Below are 2,227 nucleotides of genomic sequence, written 5' to 3'. Positions count from 1 at the left end.
AGGATTTCACAATGAGCAAGCCAACAGCGGGTAAATGCCCTGTTATGCACGGTAGTAATTCAGTTGTTTCTAAAGTAAACACCGATTGGTGGCCAAACACACTCAACTTAGACATTCTTCATCAACACGATACTAAATCAAATCCATACGGCACTAATTTTAACTACGCAGAAGAATTTAAATCTCTAGATTTAGACGAAGTAAAAGCCGACTTAAAAACCTTTATGACCGACAGCCAAGATTGGTGGCCTGCCGATTGGGGCCATTACGGTGGTTTAATGATTCGTATGGCATGGCACTCAGCGGGTACCTACCGTTTATCTGATGGTCGTGGCGGCGCAAGTACCGGTAACCAACGTTTCTCGCCTTTAAATTCATGGCCAGATAACGCAAGCTTAGATAAAGCACGCAGACTTTTATGGCCACTTAAGAAAAAATACGGTAACAAACTTTCATGGGCCGATTTATTTATTCTTGCAGGTAACATGGCATACGAATCAATGGGTCTTAAAATTTATGGTTTTGCGGGCGGCCGTGAAGACATTTGGCATCCAGAAAAAGATATTTACTGGGGTGCAGAAAAAGAATGGTTAGCACCAAGTGATGAACGCTACGACAATGTAGAAAAACCAGACACCATGGAAAACCCATTAGCCGCAGTACAAATGGGCCTAATTTACGTTAACCCTGAAGGTGTTAATGGTATACCAGATCCACAAAAAACGGCAGATCACGTACGTGAAACATTTGCTCGCATGGCGATGGACGATGAAGAAACCGCAGCGCTAACAGTGGGCGGCCATACAGTGGGTAAAACTCACGGTAATGGTAAAGCAGAGCACTTAGGTCCAGAGCCAGAAGCAGCAGACGTACACGAGCAAGGTTTAGGTTGGAACAGCACCAAAGAAGGCGGCTTTGGTCGTCATACTGTAACTTCAGGCCTTGAAGGCGCATGGACCACACACCCAACTACATGGGATAACGGATACTGCCACTTACTTTTAAATTACGAATGGGAACTCACTAAAAGCCCAGCTGGCGCTCATCAGTGGGAGCCTGTAAATATTAAAGAAGAAGACAAACCAGTAGACGTAGAAGATCCATCAATTCGTTTAAACCCAATGATGACCGATGCCGATATGGCCATGAAAGTGGACCCTGCGTACCGTAAAATTATTGAGCGTTTTTATAACGACTTTGAATACTTCTCTGATGTATTTGCACGCGCATGGTTTAAGCTAACTCACCGCGATTTAGGTCCTAAAGCATGTTACTTAGGTAAAGATGTACCAAGTGAAGACCTAATTTGGCAAGATCCTATTCCTGCAGTTGATTACACATTATCAGACGATGAAATCACAAGCTTAAAAGCACAACTACTTGATTGCGGTGTAAGCGCGAGTGATTTAATAAATACAGCGTGGGATAGTGCGCGTACGTATCGTGGTTCTGATAAACGCGGTGGCGCAAATGGCGCACGTATTCGTCTAGCACCACAAAAAGATTGGCAAGGTAATGAGCCAGAGCGCTTAGCAAGTGTGCTTAGTGCCCTTGAAAAAGTACAAGCGGGTTTATCTAAACCAGTAAGCATGGCCGATTTAATCGTTTTAGGTGGTACAGCGGCTGTTGAACAAGCGGCAAAACAAGCCGGTGTTGATGTAACAGTATCATTTGCACCAGGACGAGGAGACGCAACAGACGAAATGACTGATGCAGAATCGTTCGATCCGCTTGAGCCTGTTCATGATGGATTTAGAAACTACCTTAAAAATGACTTTAGCGTATCCTCAGAAGAGCTATTGTTAGAGCGCAGCCAATTAATGGGCTTAACAGCACCAGAAATGACTGCACTTATGGGCGGCATGCGTGTACTAGGCACAAACTACGCAGGCACTAAACATGGTGTATTTACTGATAATGTAGGCACGCTATCTACCGACTTTTTTGTAAACCTAACCGACATGGCTAACAACTGGAAGCCACTAGAGCCAGGTATATATAATATTGTTGAACGCAAAACAGGCACCATTAAATGGACTGCCACACGCGTAGATTTAGTGTTTGGTTCAAACTCTATTTTACGTGCCCTAAGTGAATTTTATGCACAAGACGATAATAAAGAACGTTTTGTACATGACTTTGTAAATGCATGGGTAAAAGTAATGAACGCAGACAGGTTCGATCTTAAATAATCTGTACGCTAAATAAAAACGGGGGAGTATTGAAT

At 43.4% G+C, this 2,227-nt stretch carries 1 protein-coding gene; it reads left to right on the top strand.

Going from position 1 to position 2,227, the window contains the following annotated elements; genetic code table 11:
* Positions 1 to 11: 11 nt before the first annotated feature.
* On the top strand, positions 12 to 2,192 hold the full coding sequence (gene katG / locus H5072_RS17365; protein WP_182694260.1) for a catalase/peroxidase HPI: 2,181 nt from the start codon (positions 12 to 14) through the stop codon (positions 2,190 to 2,192).
* Positions 2,193 to 2,227: the final 35 nt, after the last annotated feature.

Source organism: Pseudoalteromonas sp. SR45-5, assembly GCF_014163565.1.
GTDB classification, from domain to species: domain Bacteria; phylum Pseudomonadota; class Gammaproteobacteria; order Enterobacterales; family Alteromonadaceae; genus Pseudoalteromonas; species Pseudoalteromonas distincta.
This window is presented reverse-complemented; position numbering and strand designations above follow the sequence as displayed.